The organism is Amycolatopsis sp. 505 (assembly GCF_031625235.1).
Taxonomy (GTDB): domain Bacteria; phylum Actinomycetota; class Actinomycetes; order Mycobacteriales; family Pseudonocardiaceae; genus Amycolatopsis.
Genome location: NZ_JACKQP010000002.1, coordinates 326,895 through 346,910 on the forward strand (window position 1 = coordinate 326,895; position 20,016 = coordinate 346,910).

General features: G+C 70.3%; 22 protein-coding genes. 7 read left to right on the forward strand and 15 right to left on the reverse strand.

Annotated elements, in window-relative coordinates:
* Positions 1-70: 70 nt before the first annotated feature.
* A complete protein-coding gene (locus H5965_RS08510) occupies positions 71-1,057 on the reverse strand; it encodes a zinc-dependent alcohol dehydrogenase family protein (RefSeq protein WP_310968822.1) in 987 nt (328 codons plus the stop codon).
* A gap of 113 nt (positions 1,058-1,170) precedes the next feature.
* On the opposite strand from H5965_RS08510, the gene H5965_RS08515 reads away from it, so the two are divergent.
* Complete coding sequence (locus H5965_RS08515) at positions 1,171-1,530, forward strand: helix-turn-helix domain-containing protein (protein WP_310968823.1); 360 nt, start codon at positions 1,171-1,173, stop codon at positions 1,528-1,530.
* On the opposite strand, the gene H5965_RS08520 is transcribed toward H5965_RS08515, so the two are convergent.
* A complete protein-coding gene (locus H5965_RS08520) occupies positions 1,527-2,762 on the reverse strand; it encodes a DUF445 domain-containing protein (RefSeq protein WP_310968824.1) in 1,236 nt (411 codons plus the stop codon). The genes H5965_RS08515 and H5965_RS08520 overlap by 4 nt on opposite strands.
* 4 nt (positions 2,763-2,766) lie before the next feature.
* A complete protein-coding gene (locus tag H5965_RS08525) occupies positions 2,767-3,552 on the reverse strand; it encodes an Abi-alpha family protein (RefSeq protein WP_310968825.1) in 786 nt (261 codons plus the stop codon).
* A 135-nt stretch (positions 3,553-3,687) separates the two neighbouring features.
* Here H5965_RS08525 and H5965_RS08530 point away from each other — a divergent pair, with 135 nt between their 5' ends.
* Positions 3,688-4,509, forward strand: a complete 822-nt coding sequence (locus tag H5965_RS08530) for a maleylpyruvate isomerase family mycothiol-dependent enzyme (protein WP_310968826.1) — start codon at positions 3,688-3,690, stop codon at positions 4,507-4,509.
* On the opposite strand, the gene H5965_RS08535 is transcribed toward H5965_RS08530, so the two are convergent.
* Together H5965_RS08535 and H5965_RS08540 are read right to left on the reverse strand one after the other, a co-directional pair.
* The gene (locus H5965_RS08535) at positions 4,506-4,931 is read right to left on the reverse strand and encodes a lipopolysaccharide assembly protein LapA domain-containing protein (RefSeq protein WP_310968827.1); all 426 of its coding nucleotides are present in this window, start codon (positions 4,929-4,931) and stop codon (positions 4,506-4,508) included. The genes H5965_RS08530 and H5965_RS08535 overlap by 4 nt on opposite strands.
* Before the next feature lie 46 nt (positions 4,932-4,977).
* On the reverse strand, positions 4,978-6,117 hold the full coding sequence (locus H5965_RS08540; protein WP_310968828.1) for a dipeptidase: 1,140 nt from the start codon (positions 6,115-6,117) through the stop codon (positions 4,978-4,980).
* 100 nt (positions 6,118-6,217) lie between these two features.
* On the opposite strand from H5965_RS08540, the gene H5965_RS08545 reads away from it, so the two are divergent.
* Positions 6,218-6,664: a MarR family transcriptional regulator gene (locus tag H5965_RS08545; RefSeq protein WP_310968829.1), complete on the forward strand. Its 447-nt coding sequence runs from the start codon at positions 6,218-6,220 to the stop codon at positions 6,662-6,664.
* A 48-nt stretch (positions 6,665-6,712) separates the two neighbouring features.
* Entirely contained in the window at positions 6,713-7,093 is a 381-nt protein-coding gene (locus H5965_RS08550; protein ID WP_310968831.1) for a VOC family protein, read from the forward strand.
* Between the two features lie 255 nt (positions 7,094-7,348).
* Here H5965_RS08550 and H5965_RS08555 read toward each other — a convergent pair whose 3' ends face one another.
* The 7 genes from H5965_RS08555 to H5965_RS08585 all read right to left on the reverse strand — a co-directional run bounded on the left by H5965_RS08555 (position 7,349) and on the right by H5965_RS08585 (position 16,820).
* Positions 7,349-8,203, reverse strand: coding sequence for an amidohydrolase family protein (locus H5965_RS08555; RefSeq protein WP_310968833.1), 855 nt, complete (start codon positions 8,201-8,203; stop codon positions 7,349-7,351).
* Positions 8,200-9,744, reverse strand: coding sequence for a benzoate-CoA ligase family protein (locus H5965_RS08560; RefSeq protein ID WP_310968834.1), 1,545 nt, complete (start codon positions 9,742-9,744; stop codon positions 8,200-8,202). The genes H5965_RS08555 and H5965_RS08560 overlap by 4 nt, the downstream gene beginning before the upstream one ends.
* Before the next feature lie 8 nt (positions 9,745-9,752).
* Complete coding sequence (gene boxB / locus H5965_RS08565; RefSeq protein ID WP_310968836.1) at positions 9,753-11,174, reverse strand: benzoyl-CoA 2,3-epoxidase subunit BoxB; 1,422 nt, start codon at positions 11,172-11,174, stop codon at positions 9,753-9,755.
* 5 nt (positions 11,175-11,179) lie between these two features.
* Positions 11,180-12,799, reverse strand: coding sequence for a 2,3-epoxybenzoyl-CoA dihydrolase (boxC, locus tag H5965_RS08570; protein ID WP_310968837.1), 1,620 nt, complete (start codon positions 12,797-12,799; stop codon positions 11,180-11,182).
* Positions 12,800-12,830: 31 nt separating this feature from the next.
* Positions 12,831-13,256 (reverse strand): hypothetical protein, encoded by a 426-nt coding sequence (locus tag H5965_RS08575; RefSeq protein ID WP_310968839.1) that lies wholly within the window; start codon positions 13,254-13,256, stop codon positions 12,831-12,833.
* An 81-nt stretch (positions 13,257-13,337) separates the two neighbouring features.
* Positions 13,338-14,240 carry a GNAT family protein gene (locus H5965_RS08580; protein ID WP_310968840.1) on the reverse strand — a complete coding sequence of 301 codons (903 nt, stop codon included), beginning with the start codon at positions 14,238-14,240 and terminating at the stop codon, positions 13,338-13,340.
* A gap of 153 nt (positions 14,241-14,393) precedes the next feature.
* Entirely contained in the window at positions 14,394-16,820 is a 2,427-nt protein-coding gene (locus H5965_RS08585) for a glycoside hydrolase family 3 C-terminal domain-containing protein (RefSeq protein ID WP_310968841.1), read from the reverse strand.
* A 95-nt stretch (positions 16,821-16,915) separates the two neighbouring features.
* On the opposite strand from H5965_RS08585, the gene H5965_RS08590 reads away from it, so the two are divergent.
* Entirely contained in the window at positions 16,916-17,497 is a 582-nt protein-coding gene (locus H5965_RS08590) for a TetR/AcrR family transcriptional regulator (protein WP_310968842.1), read from the forward strand.
* 4 nt (positions 17,498-17,501) lie between these two features.
* Here the strand turns inward: H5965_RS08590 and H5965_RS08595 are convergent, their stop codons facing one another.
* Positions 17,502-17,885 (reverse strand): PPOX class F420-dependent oxidoreductase, encoded by a 384-nt coding sequence (locus tag H5965_RS08595; RefSeq protein WP_310968844.1) that lies wholly within the window; start codon positions 17,883-17,885, stop codon positions 17,502-17,504.
* A 26-nt stretch (positions 17,886-17,911) separates the two neighbouring features.
* Positions 17,912-18,499: a dihydrofolate reductase family protein gene (locus H5965_RS08600; protein WP_310968845.1), complete on the reverse strand. Its 588-nt coding sequence runs from the start codon at positions 18,497-18,499 to the stop codon at positions 17,912-17,914.
* Between the two features lie 90 nt (positions 18,500-18,589).
* Here H5965_RS08600 and H5965_RS08605 point away from each other — a divergent pair, with 90 nt between their 5' ends.
* Positions 18,590-19,045 carry a helix-turn-helix domain-containing protein gene (locus H5965_RS08605; RefSeq protein WP_310968846.1) on the forward strand — a complete coding sequence of 152 codons (456 nt, stop codon included), beginning with the start codon at positions 18,590-18,592 and terminating at the stop codon, positions 19,043-19,045.
* Here the strand turns inward: H5965_RS08605 and H5965_RS08610 are convergent, their stop codons facing one another.
* Complete coding sequence (locus H5965_RS08610) at positions 19,046-19,492, reverse strand: MarR family winged helix-turn-helix transcriptional regulator (protein ID WP_310968847.1); 447 nt, start codon at positions 19,490-19,492, stop codon at positions 19,046-19,048.
* A gap of 49 nt (positions 19,493-19,541) precedes the next feature.
* Here H5965_RS08610 and H5965_RS08615 point away from each other — a divergent pair, with 49 nt between their 5' ends.
* The gene (locus H5965_RS08615; protein ID WP_310968849.1) at positions 19,542-20,009 is read left to right on the forward strand and encodes a DUF1579 family protein; all 468 of its coding nucleotides are present in this window, start codon (positions 19,542-19,544) and stop codon (positions 20,007-20,009) included.
* Positions 20,010-20,016: the final 7 nt, after the last annotated feature.

Below are 20,016 nucleotides of genomic sequence, written 5' to 3' on the forward strand. Positions count from 1 at the left end.
AGTAGAGGCGAAGAGTGACGCCGGGGATACGTCCGGGGGTACGGCCGTTCGGGTGGAGTTGTTCACCCGCTCAGCGGCCCACGGTGACCACCACCTTGCCGAACTGGCCGTTCGCCTCGAGGTACCGGTGCGCTTCGGCGATGCCGCCGAGGTCGAAGGTGCGGTCCACGCGCGGCCGGAACGTGCCGGCCCGGACCCCGGCGCGGACGAAATGCGCCGCGCGGGCCAGGCGATCAGGGTCCAGCGTGAGGTCGAACGCGTTGAACAGCCGCATGGTCGGCACGAACCACAGCGGGAACGGGGTTTCCTTCGTGTCGAGCGCACCGTAGACGACGAGCGCCCCGCCCTTCGCGGTGGCCGCGGCCAGCTTGCGGACGCCTTCGCCGGCGACCGCGTCGAAGACGAACTCGGCTCCCCTCCCTCCGGTGATCTCCCCCGTGCGCTCGGCGATGTCCTCGTCGTCGGTGACGATCACGTGGGCGGCACCGGCCCTTTCGAGGCGGGCTTTCTTGGCCGCGGTGCGCGTGGCGGCGATCGGGATGGCGCCGATGTGGTTGGCGACGTCGATCGCGGCGAGCCCGACACTGCTCGACGCGGCGGTGATCAGCACGAAGTCGCCGGGACGCACGTGCCCTTCGTCGACGAGCGCGCCATAGGCGGTGAGGAACGGCCCCCACAACGCGACGGTCTCGACCGCGTCGAGCCCGTCCGGGCGGCGGAGAACGGCGGACGCCGGGACGATCGCCGCCTCGCCGTAGACGCCGTAGTCCCGCATCGAAAAGCCCGCGACCGTGCTGACCGCATCGCCGGCCTCGAAGCCGGTGACGCCCTCGCCGAGGGCTTCGACGATCCCCGCCGCCGAGTAGCCGAGCTGGGCCGGGAACACGCCGGGGCGTTCGAAGTAGGTCCCGGCGCGGAACATCGCCTCGGCCCGGTTGAGCCCGATCGCCTCCACCCGCAGCCGCACTTCACCGGGGCCCGGTCCGCCGAGGTCGACGTCCACGAGCTCCAGCACTTCCGGTCCGCCTTCGGTCGCGAACCGCACTGTCTTGGTCATCCCGGATCCTTTCCGTGGTGGGCGGAATCGATCGTGGACCGTCGGCGTTCCCGCAGGAAGACGGCACTTTTCTGGTACGACGGCACACGTCTGTTACGAACGAGGTCACGACGATGGACAACGGCGAAATCCCTTCCGCGGAGATGTGCTCCCTGCGCGAAGTCCTCGACCTGGTGGGCGACAAGTGGGCGATCCGCGTCCTGGTCCAGCTGGGCCCGGGCCCCCGCCGGTTCAGCGAACTGGAGAAGGCGCTCACGGGCGTGTCGCGGCGGATGCTGTCGCTGACCCTGCGCGGGCTGGAGCGCAACGGCCTGGTGACGCGGAAGGTGTACCCGGAGGTCCCACCGCGTGTCGAGTACACGATGACCGCGCACGCGGCGGAGCTGGACGAGCCGCTTCACGCGCTGTCGGCGTGGGCGGCGAAGCACCGGGAGAAGGTCGCCGAAGCGCGGCGGGCCTACGACTTCGCCTAAGCCGCCAGGTGCTCCAGGAGCAGCACCTGCGCCTCGCCGACCGCGAAGCCCAGCACCGCGCCCGTCGCGATCAGGATCCACTCGTCCTGCTCGAAAGCCGGCCGGAGCAGTCTCTCGAACTCCTTCGGCGAAAGCTGCTTCATCTTCGACACCAGCACGTTGCGGATGTCCATCGCGTCCGTCGCGTAGTCCTCGATGTAGCGCATCGTCTCCGGCAGGCGGGACATGATCTGGGACGAGATCGCCAGCTTCATGTCCTGGTACTTGCGGCTGCCGACCGCGAACACGAGCAGCGGCTTCGCGACGCTGCCGAGCTCGCGGTCGAGCTGGCGCTGGATCAACGCCAGCACCCGGTCCGACAGCGGGCCGTGCAAGATCGCCTCGATGACGTTGTGCGGGGTGATGATCTCTTTCGCGATCAACGACCCGTACGCCTCGGCGACTTCCGCGCGCCGCTTGAGGAACAGGCCTTGCCACTGCACGCCGAAGTACCGGCGGGGCTCGATCGGGTAGAAGATCATCCGCAGTGCCAGCCAGTCGGTGAACCAGCCGGTGAACAGGCCGAACACCGGCATGATCGGCGGGAACTTGAACAGCACCCAGGCCACCATCTGGACGACCCCGATCGCGCCGCCGAACACCAGGCCCGAGCGCGCGATGAACTTGAACTCCTGCGCGCCCGCCTCCTGGAAGATCCGGTTCAGCAGGCGCTTGTCCTTGACCAGGCTGGTGACCACCATGCCCTTCAGGTCGAACACACTGTCCACATCGGACTTGATCAGGTCGAGCACGGCCGCGATCATCCGCGGCGACTCGTGCTGGACGCGCTCGATCACCAGCCGCTGCACGCGGACCGGGAGAGACTCCCACAGCCCCGGCTGGTAGTGGCCCACCACCTCGCGGACGATGTCCTCGACCCCCGCCAGCAGCGGTTTCTCGATTTCCTGGGCGATGCGGGACGCGTCCAGCCGCGCGACCACCTCGGCCGGCTTGATCAGCTGCTCGGTCATCGTGTCGCAGGCGATGCTCGCCATCCGCGCCGCGCGCTTCGGGACGATGCCCTGCCAGCCCAGGAACGGCTTGACGCCGATGAACTCCACCGGCTGGAACATCATCCGGATCGCCACCAGCTTGGTGCCGTAGCCGATCAGCGCCGCGACGATCGGGATCGAGACGTAGAGGGGCCAGTGCTGGGCGAAGTCGCCGGCGATGCCGGCGAAGAAGGCCCCCATCCCGCTAACCCAAGCTCGGGTCGCAGGCCTGCCAGAACTGCGCGCCGAGGCGCGAGACGTGGATCGTCCGGCGGACGAACTTCGCGCGCCGGACGTGCTTCTCGGCCTCGCGCACCGTCTCGTCGGTCAGCAGGATCTCGTACTGCGTCTCCAGCGACGGCACCTCTTCGTCCAGGTCGACCAGGCCGAGCCCGATCAGCCGGGTGACGTAGCCGGGCACCTGGTCGGGCAGCGACACCCCGGCCGCTTTGCCGACCGTCGAGGCGTTGCGCAGCACGACCCGGCCGTTGCCGCCGAGGCCGGTCCGCTCGACGACGTCGACGGCGGGGAACGGCGAGCCGTCGGACAGCGCGGACAGGATCCGCGCCTCGTCCGGCGTCAGCTGGCGCAGGATGATCGCGTAGAAGTACTCGCGGGCGCGCTCGCGGCCGAAGCCGATGGAGTGGTTCAGCAGCTCGGCCATCGCCGCGCGCAGCGGCTCGGCGTGGTTGTCCCGCACCGGCACCAGCGTGACGGCGGCTTCGCGGGGTACCGTCGCGCGGTTCATCGCCGACGCCGCGGTGAGCGCCGCGTGGTACGGGTCGTCGACCTCGTCGAGCCGGCGGCGCAGCTCGGTCAGCAGCTGGCGCTCCACCTGCCGGACGCCGCGTTCGGCGGTCTCGACCCCGGGCAGCTTGCGGCCGAGCGCGAAGCCGGTGCGCGCGGCCCAGCCCGCCAGCTGGCCGGCGCGGCGAGCCAGGTCGGCCACGTCGTCGGCGGCACCCCGGCCGTTCGGTCGCTCTGCGTTCACCGGCGGACTCCCCTCTGCTTACGCGAGTGATGCTACCTGCGGGTAGGCCGAATGACCCCATCCCTCGGGGGTCCGGGTGGCGGAGCCCCCGGCCTGGGGCGAAGCCCCGGAACAACACGGTGTTTGGATGACCACATGAGTCCGACGCGCTGGGGCCCGCCGATCGACGTCCTCCCGTACTTCTCCAAAGAAGAACAAGCACTGATGACCTTGCTCGGCGCCCTCACCGACGAAGACTGGACGCGGCCGACGATGTGCACGGGCTGGACGGTCAAGGACGTCGCCGCCCACCTGCTGGGCGACAAGGTCGGCCGGCTGTCCCGCGGCCGGGACGGCCACCAGGCGGACACCCCCCGTCCGGGGGAGCCGTTCGCCCGGTTCATCGACCGGATCAACGAGGAGTGGGTCGTCGCGTGCCGCCGGCTGTCGACGGACGTCCTGCTCACCATGCTGTACGAGTTCATGGGCCAGACGACCGAGTACTGGGCCCAGCTGGACCTCGACGTCCTCGGCATCCCGGTGAGCTGGGCCGGTGACGAGCCCGCGCCGCGCTGGCTGGACGCGGCCCGCGACTATTCGGAGTTCTGGGTCCACCACGTGCAGATCCGCGAGGCCCTGGAGCACACGCCGCTGGAGGCGGAGTACGCCGAGCCGATCGCGGACACGTTCATGAGGGCGCTGCCGCACACCCTGCGGGACGTCGACGCTCGAGTCGGCAAGCAGGTCGGCTACACGGTGACCGGCCAGGGCAAGTGGCACGCGCGCCGCGAGCGCGACGGCTGGGTCGTGGACCGCGGCGCCCCGCCGTCCCGCACCCCGCTGGCCACCGTGACGACGGACCTGGACACGTTCTGGCGGCTCTGCACCCGCAACCCGGCGGACCTCGGCCGCGTCCGGACGTCCGGGGACGAAAACGTTTGCGCCACCCTGCTCGGGATGACGTCGATCATCGTCTAGCGGCGGCGCGCCTGCTTCCGCAGCTGCAGGATCCGGGCGCCGCCGATCAGCGCGACCAGCGCCGCCCCGCCGATGGCCGAGAACAGCATGGCGATGGCCAGCGGCAGGCTGCCCTCGCCGCCGAAGAAGTGCACGGTCACCGAGTCCAGGTTCTGCAGGATGAAGATCAGCAGCAGGACCAGCACGAGCAGGCCGGCGATGACCGCGACCCAGGTGCCGCTGATCCGGGTGCGCTTGATCTTCGCGGGTGCGGGCCGGGACGGCGCCGGCCGCACCGGCGTCACCTCCTCGGCGCCCGGGCGGACGTCGCCGGCCCGCAGCTCGGCGGGTTCCAGTGCGCCTTCCGGCACGTCGGTGCCCGGCAGGTCGTGGTGGGTGGGACCGGTGGGGCGGTCGGCCGCGCCCCCGCGCGCGTGCGTCATGTGCCCAGTGTCCGTCCGGCGTGCGGGGAGCGCTGCCTCAAACCCCCTAACGGGCGAAACCGTCGACCTCCCGCAGGACGCGGAGCGTGTTCCGGCCGGCCAGTTTCGCGCAGTCGTCCTCACTCCACCCGCGCTCGAGCAGGGCCGCGAACAACACCGGGTACTTGGACGTGTCCTCCAGCCCCTCCGGCAGCGAGCCGACGCCGTCGTAGTCGCCGCCGAGGCCGATGTGGTCGATGCCGGCGACCTCGCGAGCGTGCTCGACGTGCGCTACGACGTCCTCCACGGTCGCCAGCGGCTTCGTCGGCCCGTCCCATTCCCGGATGAACTTCCCGCGCAAGGCCAGGTTCCGGTACTCCAGCCCGGCCTCGGCCATCGCGGCCTCGAGCCGTTCGTTCCAGGCGGCGACCTTCGGCGAGACGAACGCGGGCACGAAGGTGATCATCGCGACGCCGCCGTTGCCGGGCAGCATGGCCAGGACGTCGTCGGGGATGTTGCGGGGGTGGTCGTTCACCGCGATGCAGGAGGAGTGGCTGAAGATCACCGGCACCGAGCTGACCTCGATCGCCGCCCGCATGGTCGACGGCGCGACGTGCGACAGGTCGACCATCATCCCGATCTTGTTCATCTCGCGCACGACGTCGCGGCCGAACTCGGTGAGCCCGCCGTGGGCCGGCTCGTCGGTGCCCGAATCGGCCCAGGTGGTGTTGAAGTTGTGCGTAAGCGTCATGTAGCGGACGCCGAGGCGGCGCAGGCTCCGCAGCACGCCGATCGACTCGGCGATGCTGTGCCCGCCTTCGGCCCCGAGCAGCGACGCGATCCGGCCGTCGGCGAACGCGGCCTCGGCCTCGTCCGCGGTGGTGACCAGCCGGAGCCGGTCGGGGTAGCGCTCGACCAGCTGGTGGACGACTTCCACCTGTTCCAGGACGGCGGTCACGGCACTGTGGCCCTCGAACTCGCAGGGCACGTACACCGACCAGAACTGCATGCCGAGCTTGCCGTCGGCGAGCTTCGGGAAGTCGGTGTGCAGAGCGGGCTGCCGCACGGTCAGGTCGAGGGACGCGGCCGCCTCGACCGGGTTCGGGCCACCGTGCTGCCGCAGCTCCCACGGCAGGTCGTTGTGCCCGTCGGCGAGGATGACGGCGTCCAGCAGTTTGGTAGCACGCTGTAGTGCCTCGTTAGTCATCGGCCGATCGTAGGGACGTCCGGTATACGGTTCGTACAAACGGGCTGACATCTTCCCAGGAAGAAATAATCCGGCGAAGTTTTGCGGTAAACTGCGGTGCGTGGAAGCCGACGACGACGAGATCGTCACCTGGTGGGGCCTGGTCATCGAGGGTTACCTGGCCACCCAGGACACGCTGATGGGCGAGATCGCCGAGCGCTTCGGGCTCGCGCCCGCGTCGTTCGACATCCTGCTGCGGCTGGTGCGCTCGCCCGAGCACCGGATGCCGATGACCCGCTTGGCCACCGAGGCGGCGCTGTCCAGCGGCGGCTTCACGAAGGTGGCGGATCGCCTGGTCGCGGCCGACCTGATCTGCCGCATCCCCAGCCCCGACGACCGCCGCGTCACGTTCGCGTCGCTGACCGACCACGGCCTGGACGTGGCGAACCGGGCCCGCGCGGCGGCGGCCGACATCCTGCGCCGGATCGTGCTGACCCCGCTCGGCGACGACGCCCCGGCACTGGCCGAAGCGATGCGGACACTGCGCGCGTTCAATTCCGACCGTTGAAAAAGTCGAGGTCACACCCGGTGCGGCTGACGGCGCACCATGAGAGCCATGCTGACCGAATCGACCATCACGACGATGCTTCCGGTGACCGACAGTGAACGCGCCGGCCACTTCTACGCGGACGCCCTCGGCCTGAAGCAGACGGGGAAGGGCGAAGACGGAACCCTCTACTTCGCGGCCGCCGGCGGCGCCATCGGCCTCCGCCCGATGCCGGAGGGCTCGCAGAGCGAGAACACGGCCCTGAGCTTCGAGGTCGGCAACCTGCCGGCGGAGGTCAAGACGTTGGAGGACCGCGGCGTGCGGTTCCAGGACTTCGAGATGGAGGGCCTTAAGACGGTGGACCACATCGCCCAGCTGGGCAACGAGCGGGCGGCCTGGTTCACCGACTCCGAAGGCAACGTGCTGTGCCTGCACGAGATCATGGGCTGACCCCCTGGGGGCGCGGGGGTGCCGGCCCGGTTTACCGGCACCCCCGCGTGCGACCTCCTACGCCAGCGAAGGCATCAGCCCGAACGGAACGCGGACGCCCGAACCCGGCACCCCACCCAGACCTCCCCACCACCCCGATCCGAAGCCCGAACACGGCCGGTGGTGCCGGGTCAAGGCACGCTTTCCCGCCTTGACGCGGTACCACCGGCCGTAGTGACAATCGAGCTTCGGGGTGGTGGGCACACGGGACTCACCCTAAGCCAGCGACGGCATCAGCTTGATCGCATTCCCCGAAAGCACCCCGCTCAACACATCCCCAGGCAACCCCAACCCAGCCAGCGTCCGGACGTTCGCCGCCACCGAAGGCACGCCCGGCCAGTCCGTCCCGAACACGAACTTCCCCGCCAGCCGCGGCAGGTCGAAGCGCTGGTAGTACTCCGGCAGCTTCTTCGGCGGCAGCCCGGCCAGGTCGAGCCACACGTTCTCCCGCGCCAGCGCCAGGAACGCCGCCACGTCGTACCACCAGCCGCGACCCCCGTGGGCGAAGACGAACTGCAGCGACGGAAAGTCTTCGACCACATCGGACAGCAGCTCGGGATTGCCGAAACTGGTGCGGGAGCCGGGGAAGCTCGACGTTCCCGAGTGGAGGATCACCGGTACCCCGCGCTCGGCGCACAACGAGTAGACCGGGTACAGCTCCTTGTCCGCCGGTGAGAACGCGCCGTGCACCGGGTGGATCTTCAGCGCCACCGCGCCCAGGTCCAGCTGCCGCTCGACCTCCGCCGTCGCCGGGTGGTGGACGTACGGGTTGACGTTCGCCACCAGGCGGAACCGCTCCGGGTTGCAGGCCACCAGCGGCAGGTTGTCCTCGATCGGCTGGATCCCGGTCGCGCGCGGGCTGTACTCGCAGAACAACAGGACCCGGTCGACGCCTTCGGACTCCATCAGTTCGTCCATTGCGGACGGAACCACCTCGCCCGACGCCGAGTACACCGAACGCCACGGGTACGACCCGGCGAAGTCGTGCGCCCACTGCAGCCACGCGGGTTTCAGCGTCGGTAGCCTCGGTGCGTGGACGTGGGCGTCGACCACGAAGTGCCCGTCGATCACGGGCTCGGCACCACCCGCAGCACGTCGCGGACCTGCTCGCGGATCACGTTCCGGCGGATCTTGCCCGTCGCCGTCTTCGGCAGCTCGGCCAGTTCGACCACGCCGCGAGGGCGCTTGAACGCCGCGAGCCCCTCGCGGCAGAACTCGATCAGCTCGGCCGGGTCGACCGCGAAGCCGGGCGCGGCGACCACGCACGCCACCGGCTTGTCGAGGCCGTCGGCGTCCGGCGCGGCGACCACCGCGACCTCGGCCACCGCCGGGTGCTGCCGCAGCCGTTCCTCCACTTCGGACGGTGACACCCAGATCCCGCCCGCCTTCAGCATGTCCCCGAACCGGCCCAGGCAGGAATACGTCCCGTCCTCGTTCCGGACGTAGCTGTCGCCGGTCCGCAGCCACTCGCCCTGGAACACGAGCTTCGTCGCGTCGTAGCGGGCCCAGTAGCCGGTCGCCGTCGACGGCCCGGCCACGAACAGCTCGCCCGGCTTCCCGGCGGCGTCGATCACCGCCCCGGCTTCGTCGCGGAGCTGTACCGAATACCCCGGCACGGGGACACCGGTGCTGCCCGGCCGCACCAGGCCCGGCTGGTTCGACAGGAAGATGTGCAGCGCCTCCGTCGACCCGATGCCGTCGAGGATCTCCAGCCCGAAGCGGGCGCGGAACCGTTCGAACAGCGACGCCGGCAGCGGCTCGCCGGCCGAAACCGCGTACCGCACCGAAGAGAACGAGTCGTCCGGGACGTCGCTGGCGAGCAACGCCGCGTAGAACGTAGGGACCGCGAAGAACAGCGACGGCCGCTCCTCACGAGCGCGGCGAGCGAACAACGCGGGCGTCGGCCGCGAAGGCTCCAGCAGCGTCGTGCCGCCCGCGCCGAGCGGGAAGAAGCAGGAATTCCCCAGCCCGTAGGCGAAGAACAGCTTCGGCACGGACAGGAACCGGTCCGCCGCCGTCGTCGCGAGCACCCCGCGCGCGTACGTCTCGCAGACCGCGCGGATGCTCGCGTGCCGGTGCATCGCGCCCTTCGGCTGCCCGGTCGTTCCCGACGTGTAGAGCCACAACGCCGGCGAGTCCTCCCACGTCCGTCCACTCGGGACCGCACCGGCGAGCGACGGCCAGTCGTGCGTCCGGACGCCGAACCCGGCCGGGTCGCAGCGGTCTAGCACGACGTCGGTGACCTCGGGAGCGAGCGAAAGAGCCGTCTGCGCCTGGCCGGCGAACTCCCCGGACACGCACAGCACGCGCGCCCGCGAGTCGGCGAGCACCTGGCCCAGCTCCGGCCCGGTGACCATGGTCGACACCGGGACGGCGACCGCGCCGGCCAGCATCGCGCCGAGGATGCCGGTGAGCAGCTCGACGTCGTCGACCATGCAGAACATGACCCGCTCTTCGGGCCGTACCCCGAGTCCGGCGAGGCCACCGGCCACCCGCCGGGACTCCGCCGCGAGCTCGGCGTAGGTGAGCGAGCGGCGGGGCGACACGACCGCGGTCGCGTCCGGGCGCCCGGCCTGCAGCAGGTACTCCGCGGCATTGAACCCTGTCGCCACCAGGCCTCCTACGTGAGGTAGACGTACTCGTAGTCGATGGGCCTGCCGTTGATGCCCTGCCGCGGCGGCGCGACCCAGCTCGCGATCTTCCCCCGCTCGTACACCGGGCGCATCAGCGAACGGACGAACGTGAGGTCTTCGGTCGTGGGCAGCCACTTGCGTTTGCCCGCCTCCCAAGTCGCCTCGTCGACGATCGTGCCGTCGGGAGTGACGTGGTGGCCGGAGTTTATGCCCACTTCGCGGTTGAAGCCAGGGTGCGGCAACCGGAACGTGTGCTCGATCCCGGCCTCGGCGAGGATCTTGTTCCAGCGGTTGACGCCGGTCTGGCAGTCGGCCACGTACTCGCTGCGCAGGTCGAGGTTGAGCAGCAGGATCGCCTGCTGCTCCTCGGTGGTCCAGGTGCCGTCGCCGTTCGGCCGCTCCAGCGTGCGGGCGTCCTCGGTGAGCTTGTGGTCGTCCTTCCGGCGGGTCTCCTGCCAGCGGCCCTTGAGCCCGGCCGTGTAGTAGTTCGCCGCGTTCGTCGACGTCTCGCTGCCGAACAGGTCGAGCGAGACCGTGTAGTGGAAGTTGAGGTACTTCTGGATGATGTCGAGGGGGATGCCGCCGTGCGGGCCGATGTCGTACGTGTCGTGCTCGCGGATCAGCTCGGCGCTGCGGGTCACCACGCGGTCGACCCCGGTGGTGCCGACCATCATGTGGTGCGCTTCTTCCTTCAGCATGAACTCGCAGGTGCGCGAGAGCGGGTCGAAGGAGGATTCCTTGAGCGTGCCGAGCTGGTACTTCCCGTCGCGGTCGGTGAAGTAGGTGAACATGTAGAAGGCCAGCCAGTCGGCGGTTTCCTCGTTGAACGCGCCGAGGATGCGGGGCGCGTCGGGGCTACCCGAGTTGCGCAGCAGCAGCCCTTCGGCTTCGTCACGGCCTTCGCGGCCGAAGTAGGCGTGCAGCAGGTACACCATCGCCCACAGGTGGCGGCCTTCTTCGACGTTGACCTGGAACAGGTTCCGCAGGTCGTAGAGGCTCGGCGCGGTCAGGCCGAGAAGTTTCTGCTGCTCGACCGACGCCGGTTCGGTGTCGCCCTGGATGACGATCAGCCGCTGCAGGTCGGCGCGGTATTCGCCGGGGACCTGCTGCCACACCGGCTCGCCCTGGTGCTCGCCGAAGGCGATCCGGCGGTCGGGGTCGCGCTCGGCGAGGAAGATGCCCCAGCGGTAGTCCGGGACGTTGACGTGGTCGAAGTGCGCCCAGCCTTCGCGGCCCACGCTGACCGCGGTACGCAGGTAGACGCCCTGCGTCTCCAGGGTCGGCCCCATCTCGCCCCACCAGTGCAGGAACTTCGGCTGCCAGCCCTCCAGCGCCCGCTGCAGCCTGCGGTCTTCGGAGAGGTTGACGTTGTTGGGGATCTTGGCGTCGTAGTCGATCTTCTCGGGCATCTGCGCTAGACCCGCTTCCTGTCGAAGACGGCCTTCTGTCCCGTACCGTAGCGGCGCAGCGCGCCGTCCGGCCCGGATGCGTTCGGCCGGGTGAAAATCCAGTTCTGCCAAGCCGCCAGCCGGCCGAAGATCTTGGTCTCGATGGTCTCGGGCCCGACGAACCGGTGGTTGGCCTCCATCCCGGTGAGCGCGTCCGGCGAGAGCGACGCGCGGCCTTCGAGGGCGAGCCGGATCTCGTCCTCCCAGTCGAGGTCGTCCGGAGCGTCGGTGACCAGGCCGAGTTCGAGTGCTTCCGCGGCGCTGAGCTCGCGGTTCTTCTCGCGCGCGAGCCAGGCGAGGTGGTCGTCGTCGCCGTAGAAGCGCGCTTGGAGGCGGGTCAGGCCGTTGCCCATCGGGAACGCGCCGAAGTTCGCGTCGGTCAGCTGGACGGACGCGCGTTCGTCGCTGTCTTCGTCGTCGATCGGCGGGCCGTCCAGGATGTACTGGCGGTCGGCGGCCAGCGCGACCTCCAGCAGGGCGCCGGTGAAGCAGCTGCCCGGTTCGATGAGCGCGATCAGGCTGCGGCTGGTGACGTCGAGGCGCTTGAGGGTGCGCTTGAAGTAGTGCGTGATCTCGTTGGCGAGCCAGTCCTTCTGCCCCAGGACAGCCTCTTCGTGCGCACGCACCTTCGCCGGGTCGCCTTGCGTCCGCAGGATCCACGTCCCGGCCTCGACCTCGTTGGTGCGCAGCCGCAGGATGGCGTCGTCGAGCTCGCGGGTCATCGCGAGGAACCAGCCGTCCGCGCCCTCTGCGTGCAGGTCATCGGGGTCCTTGTCGGGGCCCTTGATGGTGATCGTGGCCTGGTTCTTCTCGACCTCGATGTCGACATAGCGATGTTCGAGCGGGGTCAGCTCGATGCCTTGCTCCACCGGCTTTTCCGAGCGCCGGGCGAGTTCCCGCGCCTTTTCCAGGACCTTCTCGCGGAAGTCCTGGCGGGGCACCAGTTCGTCGACCAGCCGCCAGTCGACCGCCGTCTTGCCCTTGACGCCGTCCGGGCGCGTGGCGAAGACGTCGGCGAGGTCCCGGCGCACGCGGCGCTTGTCGACGACCCTCGTGAGGCCGCCGGTGCCGGGCAGCACGCCGAGCAGCGGCACCTCCGGCAGCGCGACGGTCGAGGAGTTGTCGTCGATCAGGAAGATCTTTTCGCAGGCCAGCGCGATTTCGTAGCCGCCGCCGGCGCAGGTGCCGTTCACCGCGGCCACGTACGTCTGGCCGGAGTGCTCGGTGGCGTCCTCCATGCCGTTGCGGGTCTCGTTGGTGAACTTGCAGAAGTTGACCTTCCAGTGGTGCTCCGACGCGGCGAGCATGCGGATGTTCGCACCGGCGCAGAACACCTTGTCCTTGGCGCTGGTCACGATGACCACGCGGACTCCGGGGTGTTCGAACCGCAGCCGCTGCGTGGCGTCGTACAGCTCGATGTCGACGCCGAGGTCGTAGGAGTTGAGCTTGAGCTCGTAGCCGGGGACCAGCCCGCCCTGCTCGTCGACGTCCAGCTCCAGCCAGGCCACCTCCCCGTCGACCCGCAGGCGCCAGTGGCGGTACTCGTCCGGACGGCGGTCGAAGGCGACCGGTGTGGTGGTGGTCACCCCTCGATTGTCTACATGAGTCAGACGGACGTCAACGTTGTGTAGAAACTTGATCTCGGGTGGTCACCCGGTCGAGCGTCGTCCACGCCCAGGTGAGGAACACCCACAATGTCAGGCCGGCGGCGGCGTCGGTGAAGATCGTCGCGAACCAGAACGCGGGGATCTGCGGGACACCGGTGAGGAAGTGGCCGAGCGTGACCATTCCGGCCAGCGAGTAGACCAAGAGGTACGCCAGCGCGCGGTGGTACCGGCCGTCCGCGTACGCGCGGTAGCCGAGCCAGCCGAACGCCGTGAGCACCACCCAGGCGACGGCGACCGTGATGCCGCCGACGAGCGGCGAGATGCCCTGCAGCTGTGGGTAGTCCGCGTACCGGATGGCGTTGTGCGCGTAATGGATGGCCGTGCTGACCAGCGAGAAGCCGAGAATCACGCGAAGCGGTGTCAGTCCTCTGTCCATGACGGCCCCCGATTTGATAGATCGCTCTAGCGAAGGTACCGCGGGGCGGCCGCGCCGGGCAAGACACGGCCGCCCCGGGCGTCACACGAAGTCGATGCGGTGCTGCGCCACCGGGTAGCCCGCCTTCGCGAACGTCTTCGCCATCGGGACGTTGCCGACGTCGGTGCCCGCGACGATCCGGTCCGCGCCGTAGCCGACCAGGTCGTGGGTGGCCTCGACCAGCATGTCGTAGGCGTAGCCGTGGCCCCGGTGCTCCGGCACCACGGCGACGTAGCCGATCACCGGGTCGTAGACGTTGCGGCTCGGCAGGACGAGGCCGACCAGCTCGCCCACGGGCGTGTACGCCAGCCGCCACCAGTCCCGCGGCCCCGGCATCCACTTCATGATCTCGAGGTCTTCCTGCGCGGCCGCGTCGATGCCGTGCTCTTCGACGGTCTTCCGCACGTGCGCGTCGAGGCTGCCGACGTGCACCCGCTTGAAGACCTCGAGGACGACGTCGTCGTCCGGCTCCGGCCGGAACTCGAGCCGGCCGGTCTTCTCCGGCAGGCCGTTTTCCGGCGTCCAGCGGAAGCGGTAGCGCTCGACGAGCTTGCGGTAGCCCGCCTTTTCGGCCGCTTCGACCCGGCTGTTGACCTCGGCCGCGACCTCCGGGTCGTCCCGCCACGCCGGCGGCGTGTGGAGCGCGTATTCGGCGTGCAGCGGTGCGGTTTTCAGCAGGCGGACGGCCGCGTCGGAGTCGGTGAAGTCGAACCAGTCCAGGGCGACCGGGTCGTCGTCGCGGGACTTGGCCCACCAGGCGGCACGGGCCACGACGACGTCGTCGCGCAGCGCGACCCAGACCCGTTCGGGCGGGTATTCGCCCCGCTTCGCCATCTCCTCGAAGTCGTCGCCGAGCAGTTTGCGGCCGACGAGTCCGCGGTCGGGCAGGGAGGTGAACAGTGCTTCTTCGCCCGCTTCGAGCGGGCGCACGACCAGTTCGGTCATGGAAATCCTTCCGGGAGGACGCGCTCCCGGTCAGACAGCCGGCACCCTCGTGGCCGGGTGGGAGCGCGTGATCGGTTGCGTGATCATCGGTCCCACCTCCTTTCGCCTGGTCGAGGGTGCGTCCGCGACCCTAGCCGGTCCCGCCCGCGGTGATCAACGGATTTTCTGCAGCACCACGCGCGTGCTCAGCCGCGGTTCGGCGTAGGAGTGCGACGCCTCCACGACGTACTCGCCCGCGATGTGCTGCCAGCCTTCGCGCCAGACCTCGGCCGACCTCGCCGTGATGGCGATGTCGGCCTCCACGGCCGCTCCGGGCCGGGCTTCGACGCTCGCGAACCCGGCCAGCCAGCGGTGCGGCCGGTCGCCGCGCTCGGTCGGGACGAGGTAGAGCTGGACGACTTCGCGCCCGGTGCGCGTTCCCGTGTTGCGGACGCGGACCCGGACCCGCGCGCCGCCTTCCTCGTCCGGGTAAGCGTCGATTTCTTCGTACTCCCACGTCGTGTAGCCCTGACCTTGGCCGAACCAGTACGCGGGTTGCCGATCGGTGCGGGCCCAAGCGCCGTAACCGATGTACACGCCTTCGCCGTACTCGAGCACGCCTTGTTCCGGCGTCACGTCGGTGACCGGCGCGTCTTCGAGCTTCGCCGGCCAGGTCGTCGGCAGGCGGCCGCCGGGCTCTTCGCGGCCGAAGAGGACGTCGGCGAGCGCGTCGCCGCCGGCCTGGCCGGGAAACCAGGTGAGCAACACCGCGGCGACGTCGTCGCGCCACGGCAGCTCGACCGGGGAGCCGGCGTTGACGACCACGACGGTGTTGCGATTCGCTTCGGCGACCCGGGCGACGAGTTCGTCCTGACGGCCGGGCAGGGCCAGGGAAGTCCGGTCGAAGCCTTCGCTCTCGACCTCGGCGGTCGTGCCGACCACGACGACGGCGACCTCCGACTTCGCCGCGAGGGCCACGGCTTCTTCGAGGCTCGCGTCCGGGTCGAGGACCGGGCCGCGGTGCCCGAGCGCGAAGGTGACCCAGGCGAAGGTGCCCCTCGCGAACTCCGCCATCTCCGACGGGATCCAGTAGGTCAGGCTGACGTCGACCGGTTCGCCCGCGGTCAGCTCGACCTCCCGGCGCTGCTCGTGGACCTGCATGATCGACGTGAAGATGTCGCCGCCCTCCGGCAGGTTCACGCCGTCGAAGACGGTCTGGCCGGCGACGGTGAGGCGGAGGTCGCCGGGACCGGTGATGCCGAAGGTGTGCGTGCCGTCCGCGTCCGGGAGGAACGTGCCGGCGATCTCGACCGAGGCGAGCGTGCCGACGTCGAGGCCGGCCGGCAGTTCGCCGATCCAGTCGATCCTGGCTTTGCGCAAGGGGAATTGCGCGAGTTCGGTGCCGTCGGCGGCACGAGCGGTCGCGCGGATCCGGAAATTGTCGGTGGCGGTCGGTAACGTCGTCCGCGGATCGGCACCGGGTGCGTAGACGAGCTCGGTGCCTTCGGGAACGGCCGCTTTCAGGCCGTCGAGAGGGGAGACGACGTGGTCGGGGAACACGGTGGCACTGCCACCGCCCAGGATCTTCGGGTCCGCAGCGAGCGCGCCGATGAGCGCGATGCTCTGCGGCTCCCGCAGGGGCAGCAGGCCGGTTTCGTTGCGGAGCAGCACGAACGACCGGTGCGCGACCTCGCGCGCGATCGCGTCACCGTCCACATCGGACTCCTCGGGCGCGGGGCTGCCGCCGAGCGCGCCGGTCCGGTGCGCGAGCAGGAGCACGCGGCGCGCCATGGCGTCGACGACGGCTTCGTCGACTTCGCCGCCGCGGACGGCTTCGGCGAGCCGGGCGCCGAACACCGTGCGGGGGCCGGGCATGGCCACGTCGAGGCCGCCGTTGGCGGAGGCGACGGTGTCGCGCGCGGCCAGCCAGTCGGAGACGACGAAGCCGTCGAAGCCCCATTCGCCGCGCAGCACGCCATTGAGGAGTCCGGCGTGCTGGGTCATCGTGGTGCCGTTGACGCCGTTGTAGGCGGCCATGATCCCCCACGGCTTCGCGCGCCGGACGATGAGTTCGAACGGCGCGAGGTAGAGCTCGCGCAGGGCGCGCTCGCCGACGCGGACGTCGGCGGTGAAGCGTTCGGTCTCGAAGTCGTTGGCGACGAAGTGCTTGACCGTGACGGCGACCCCGCCGTCCTGCACGCCGGTGACGTAGCCGGCGCCGATCATCCCGGTGAGGAGGGGGTCTTCGGAGTAGCACTCGAAGTGCCGGCCGCCCAGCGGCGAGCGGTGGAGGTTGACCGTCGGGGCGAGCAGCACGTGCACGCCCTTGCGCCGGGCTTCCTGCGCGAGCAGGCGGCCGGTCTTGACCGCCAGGCGCGGGTCCCAGCTCGCGGCGAGCGCGGTGGGGCTGGGCAGGGTGACGGAGGGGTCGTCCGGGCTCCAGCGCGTCCCGCGGACGCCGACCGGGCCGTCGGAGAGCACCAGCGACGCCAGCCCGATCCCCGGCAGCGCGGGAAGGGACCAGACGTCCTGGCCGGCGAGCAGGCTCGCCTTGGCGTCCAGGTCGAGTTCGGCCAGCAGCGCCTCGACGTCGAAGCTCATGCGCATCCTCCGCGATCGGTCCTGCCGTCACCCTACCTGGCGTCGAGTAGTGAACGTTATTCTTTCGTGACAGCTTGTCCCGTAGGCTCGGGATCATGACCCGGGCCAGGGGCGCCGACCGCCGAGCCAGCATCGTCCGAGCGGCGTTCGAGGTGATCGCCGAGCGCGGCTACCGAGGCACGTCCCTCGCCGCGGTCGCCGAGCGCGTCGGGCTGACGCAGCAGGGGCTGATGCACTACTTCCCCACGAAGGAGGACCTGCTGGCGGCGGTCCTGGAAACCCGCGACGAGTGGGACCTGCTGCACTTCGGCCACGCCCGCGCGGGCGACCCCTCGGCGATGACGGTGAACCAGCTGGCGGAACTGGTCGATTACAACGCCACGCGGCCGGGCATCGTCCAGACGTACACGGTGCTGTCGGCGGACAGCGTCACGGAAGACCACCCGGCCCGCAAGTACTTCCAGGACCGCTACACCCGGGTCCGCGCCGGCATGGCCCAGATGCTGGAGCGCCACCGCGACGAGCTCCCGCCGGGAACAACGCCGGAGCAGCTGGCCCCCTTGGCCATCGCCCTGCTCGACGGCCTGCAGCTGCAGTGGCTCCTGGACCCGGAGGAGGTCGACATGTCGGCCGGGTTCCGCACGTTCCTGACCCTGCTGGGGGTGAAGCCGGACTGACCCTTCAGCCCATCCCCACGCTCTGCCGCTCCACCTCGATCAGCGCCACCACCCGCTCCTGCTCCCGCGAGTACGGGCGCCCGATGTACTTCGTCGCGATCCGGTCCACGATCTCCCACGCAGCATCGCCCTCGATCCACTCGGCCACCCGGCCGCGGATGATCACCGGCTCGAACGGGTTGTCCGGCGGGGTCAGGGAAAGCGCGACCCGCGGGTCGCGGCGCAGGTTGCGGGCCTTGCGCGAGTCCGGGCCGGTCAGGATGGCGATGTGGTCGCCCTCCGGGTCGACCCAGACCGGGACCGAATGGGGCGCGCCGTCGGGCAGGACGGTCGCGAGGTGACCGATCGCGGTGGTGGCGAGGATGCGGCGGACGTCGGCGTCGAGCATGGTCGGCTCCTTGTGGTGGTCGGGGTTCAGGCGACGGTGTAGTGGAGGTGGGTGACGCCGGGCGCGGCCACGGCCTCGACCAGGCTCAGCCGCACGTGCGCGGGCAGCTCCTGGAAGAACGACCGGCCGCCGCCGAGCAGCACGGGGATCTGGTGGAGGACGATTTCGTCGACGAGACCGGCCTGGAGCGCCGAGGCCAGGACACCGCCGCCCATCAGGCCGACGTCCTTGCCGCCGGCCGCCTCGCGGGCCGCCGCGATCGCGTCTTCGACGTTGCCGACGAGCGTCTGCCGCTCGGTCAGCTCCGGCGCGGGCCGGTGGCTGACCAGGAAGAGCGGCGCGTTCGGGTGCGGGCTGCCGCCGCCGAAGTGCTCCGAGTCTTCGTAGGTGTTGCGGCCCGCCACGATCGCGCCCACCCGGCCGGCGAGCGAGTCGAAGATGCGGGCGCTGGGCTCGCTGAGCTTGAAGAAGTCGAAGACCCGGCTCCGGGTGTCCCCGTCGGAGTACCAGTCGAAGAGCGTCCCGCCGTCGCCGAGGCCCTGGCCGGGGCGCGCGCCGCGGCCGGTGATGTAGCCGTCGACCGACACGGCGTGGGCGCTGAAGACCTTGCTCATCGTGGCATTCCCTTCTGGGTTCCTTCAGGAGACTCCAGAACCGTAGCAGCTCAAGTTCCCTGAGGGAACCCCGAGTGCTAAACTCGCCTCATGCAGCGCACGAACTTCAGCGACCTGGCCGCGTGCTCGATCGCGCGCACGCTCGACGTCATCGGCGAACCGTGGTCACCGCTGATCCTGCGGGACATCTGGGCCGGGTTCAGCCGGTTCGAGCAGCTCCAGGCGGACCTCGGCATCTCGCGCAAGGTGCTCACCGAACGGCTGAACCACCTGGTCGAGCAGCAGGTCCTCGAGCGCCGCCCGTACGACCGCCGTCCGCGCTACGAGTACGTCCTGACCGAGAAGGGCACCGAGCTGGTCGACATGCTGATGGTGATGACCCGCTGGGGCGACAAGTGGCTGGCGGGCGAGGCCGGGCCGCCGGTGCTCTACCGCCACCACGCGTGCGGCGAGATCAGCAGCGTCGACCTGCGCTGTGCCCACTGCGGCGAGCCGATGCACGCCAACGACGTCGACGTGCTCGCCGGCCCCGGCGCGACCCGCTAGTCACAGCAAGCGCGGCTGGGCGACCACCGCGCGCAATCGCTGCAGCGTGCGCAGCGTCGTCTCCAGATCCTCCTGTGACACCTCGGCCGCCACGTCCTCCGCCCAGGCGACCTGCGCCGCGCCCAGCTCCCGCATTGCCGCGCGCGCCCGCCGCGTCAACGACAGCAACGGCGCCCGCGCGTCGGCGGGGTTCGGCAGGCGGTCCAGCATTCCGTTGCGCAGCAAGCGGTTCACCGTCTCCTGCACGCTCTGCCGGCGCAACCCGCGCCGGCGTGCCACCTCCGCCGCGGTCGCCGGGCCGTCCTCCAGGAAGCCGAGGACCTGCCACTGCGCCGCGGTCAGCCCGACCGGCTCGGTCAGCGCGTCGCCCGCGGCGAGGAACCCGCCGTTGCACGCGAAGACCGCGTCGATCACGCGGGTGAACGTTTCGGCTCGGGGTGACCGCATGCGTGCTAGTCTCGCACATCGACAGGCACCTGTCGAAATGGAGACGACCATGGACATGCCCCGCCTCGGCCCGGCGCACGACGCGCTGAAAGCGTTCGTCGGCGACTGGACCGGCACGGAGGACCTCGCCGCCTCGCCGTGGGCGCCGGCCTCGACCGCGCACGCGGACTGCGAATACCGCTTGGCGCTCAACGGTTTCGCCGTCGTCCAGCACTACCGGCAGCGCCGCGAGGACGGGTCGGAGTTCCTCGGCCACAACGTCTTCACCGCGGATCCGGCCACCGGCGAGACGCTCTGGTACGGCTTCGACAGCTACGGCTACCCGCCCGAGTCGCCCGCCCGTGGCGGCTGGAGCGGCGCGACGCTGACCCTGGAGAAGGTGACCGCGCGCGGGGTGGCGCGGCACCGGCTCACCCCGGACGGCGGGACGCTGACGCACGAGATCGACGTCCGGATGGGTGAAAACCCGGAGTACCGGCCGTTTTTGCGCGCCCGGTACACCCGGAAGGGCCAGTAGCGGGCCA

Bases quoted from the DNA above. Each gene is read 5' to 3' on its own strand.
- H5965_RS08510 (WP_310968822.1), bottom strand. From the start codon at position 1,057: ATGACCAAGACAGTGCGGTTCGCGACCGAAGGCGGACCGGAAGTGCTG.
- H5965_RS08515 (WP_310968823.1), top strand. From the start codon at position 1,171: ATGGACAACGGCGAAATCCCTTCCGCGGAGATGTGCTCCCTGCGCGAA.
- H5965_RS08520 (WP_310968824.1), bottom strand. From the start codon at position 2,762: ATGGGGGCCTTCTTCGCCGGCATCGCCGGCGACTTCGCCCAGCACTGG.
- H5965_RS08530 (WP_310968826.1), top strand. From the start codon at position 3,688: ATGAGTCCGACGCGCTGGGGCCCGCCGATCGACGTCCTCCCGTACTTC.
- H5965_RS08535 (WP_310968827.1), bottom strand. From the start codon at position 4,931: ATGACGCACGCGCGCGGGGGCGCGGCCGACCGCCCCACCGGTCCCACC.
- H5965_RS08540 (WP_310968828.1), bottom strand. From the start codon at position 6,117: ATGACTAACGAGGCACTACAGCGTGCTACCAAACTGCTGGACGCCGTC.
- H5965_RS08550 (WP_310968831.1), top strand. From the start codon at position 6,713: ATGCTGACCGAATCGACCATCACGACGATGCTTCCGGTGACCGACAGT.
- boxB (WP_310968836.1), bottom strand. From the start codon at position 11,174: ATGCCCGAGAAGATCGACTACGACGCCAAGATCCCCAACAACGTCAAC.
- H5965_RS08575 (WP_310968839.1), bottom strand. From the start codon at position 13,256: ATGGACAGAGGACTGACACCGCTTCGCGTGATTCTCGGCTTCTCGCTG.
- H5965_RS08580 (WP_310968840.1), bottom strand. From the start codon at position 14,240: ATGACCGAACTGGTCGTGCGCCCGCTCGAAGCGGGCGAAGAAGCACTG.
- H5965_RS08585 (WP_310968841.1), bottom strand. From the start codon at position 16,820: ATGAGCTTCGACGTCGAGGCGCTGCTGGCCGAACTCGACCTGGACGCC.
- H5965_RS08590 (WP_310968842.1), top strand. From the start codon at position 16,916: ATGACCCGGGCCAGGGGCGCCGACCGCCGAGCCAGCATCGTCCGAGCG.
- H5965_RS08595 (WP_310968844.1), bottom strand. From the start codon at position 17,885: ATGCTCGACGCCGACGTCCGCCGCATCCTCGCCACCACCGCGATCGGT.
- H5965_RS08600 (WP_310968845.1), bottom strand. From the start codon at position 18,499: ATGAGCAAGGTCTTCAGCGCCCACGCCGTGTCGGTCGACGGCTACATC.
- H5965_RS08605 (WP_310968846.1), top strand. From the start codon at position 18,590: ATGCAGCGCACGAACTTCAGCGACCTGGCCGCGTGCTCGATCGCGCGC.
- H5965_RS08610 (WP_310968847.1), bottom strand. From the start codon at position 19,492: ATGCGGTCACCCCGAGCCGAAACGTTCACCCGCGTGATCGACGCGGTC.
- H5965_RS08615 (WP_310968849.1), top strand. From the start codon at position 19,542: ATGGACATGCCCCGCCTCGGCCCGGCGCACGACGCGCTGAAAGCGTTC.